Genomic DNA, 1,992 nt, shown 5'->3' on the forward strand with positions numbered 1-1,992 from the left:
TCCCAGTGTGGCCGATCACCCTCTCAGGTCGGCTACGCATCGTCGCCTTGGTAGGCCGTTACCCCACCAACTAGCTAATGCGCCGCGGGCCCATCCTATAGTGATAGCAGAACCATCTTTCAACCCCAAAGCATGCGCTTCAGTGTGTTATCCGGTATTAGCACGCGTTTCCGCGAGTTATCCCGGTCTATAGGGCAGGTTACCCACGTGTTACTCACCCGTCCGCCGCTAACCAATTAAAAAGCAAGCTTTCTAATTGGTCCGCTCGACTTGCATGTATTAGGCANAAAAAGAGATTTGATTAGCTCAAAAATTACTTGTCCGAATCCGGTTGTCAACGAGGGTTAACAACCGGAAGTATTATTACATCAACGTTTTAGTGTTCAGTTTTCAAGGTTCATATCCTATCGCCTCGCAGCGACTTAATTATAATAACAATTTTCAAAATGTATGTCAATAAAAATTTCAAATTATTTTTTTTAACAAATCATTTTTAAGAAAAAACTTTTAATAAAAAACGATTTGTTCTTGGAAAACGGCTTTTTATTGACATGAAAAAGAAGTATTCAGATATGAAAATTATTTGGATCATTCACGAGATAGAATTCTATTATAGAATGATAAAAAAATCAAGCTTTATTATCATTTTTTAATCGTTTGGTATGACTCGGGAAATCATTAGCGCATTTTGTTTGGATAAATCGATAATCTCTCCATTTTTTAATAGCCTGATAATAGGGCGGGTTGGGTAAAACTGATTGACAAAAATTACTTCCGCTTTTTCCAGGTTTGTTAATTCCACCTTTGTTCCAATCGGCAAATCGGCCACTAAGTTTGTTAAAGTATTGACCACCTGGATATCAAATTTTCCAAATTCCGTTTCTTTAATCATTTCAATGACTTTGAATAAAGATTCCTTTGACCGATATACGCGATCGCAAGTCATGGCATGGAATGTATCAGCCACAGCAATGATTTGCGCCAATTGGGACACTCTTCCCATTTTAATTCCTATCGGGTAGCCGCTGCCATCCAAGCGTTCGTGATGTTGTAGTACGGCGAGTTTCATTTCAGGCTTTAAAGCGGCCAATTCTTTCACCATGTTATAACTATAAACCGGATGTCTACGGATTTCGTCGTATTCATTTTTCGTAAGGGCACCCTTTTTATTCCGTATAATCTTAGGAACTTTTGCCATCCCGCAATCTGCAAGGGCTCCAGCAATGCCGATTTGCAACGTATTTCCCCGGTCAAAGCCCAGCTTGTTTGCAAGTGTGGCCGCAATTAATCCTGTAGCGATGCAATGGTGGTACAGATAATCATTTGGTGTGGAATAATGGGTCAAATCAAAAAGATACGACCGGTCTTCCAAAACTTTTTCGATTAATGGGAAAATGACCTCTCTCACTTTAATCAGGTCAATTTTTGCGCCAGCTTCCCATTTACTGAATTCCTTTTTAAATATTTCTAAATTCGCCAAATATTCCTTCCCGAACGTACTAAGTTGATTATCTTGTTCGGCAATCACGCTTTCTTCTTTCTCCACTTTTTTATTTGAAACACGTTTTTTCTTCTCATCAAAAAGAATTGGCACTTCCTGAATATTGAACGCTCTGAATACATGCAAAAGTTCGGAAGTAATGGGTGTATTTTTTGCAACGATCGGATATCTAGTATTTGCGTAAATATCTTTTCCGACAATATCTCCAAAATCCAAATTATTGATGTGAACCATTGTTATCTTCAATCTGAAAACCCCCTTTTCTGATTATTCGTAAATCCATCCTCCATGCAAAATTATACAATATTTTACTTATTCATTTTGGATATTTTTATGAATAAAAAGAGGCTGGGACAAAAGATAAAAAAGGGGCTGTCCGAAAAGTCGATTGAATCGACCTTCGGCTCAGCCCTTTTTTCTGTTTTTAGGGTACAAAAAAATCGTCCTTTTTTATAGAATGAAATTGACCAAAAAATATTCTAAAGAAAGGA

Annotated in this window: 1 protein-coding gene and 1 rRNA gene; both read right to left on the reverse strand. The window is 37.9% G+C overall.

All coding sequences use genetic code 11. From position 1 onward, the window contains the following. Nucleotides 1-286, reverse strand: a 16S ribosomal RNA gene (locus ACFPOH_RS00205); the annotation flags it as partial. A gap of 363 nt (nt 287-649) precedes the next feature. Beyond that, a complete protein-coding gene (locus tag ACFPOH_RS00210) occupies nt 650-1,747 on the reverse strand; it encodes an HD-GYP domain-containing protein (RefSeq protein ID WP_342470744.1) in 1,098 nt (365 codons plus the stop codon). Nucleotides 1,748-1,992 lie beyond the last annotated feature (245 nt).

Source organism: Ureibacillus suwonensis (genome assembly GCF_042655065.1).
GTDB classification, from domain to species: domain Bacteria; phylum Bacillota; class Bacilli; order Bacillales_A; family Planococcaceae; genus Ureibacillus; species Ureibacillus suwonensis.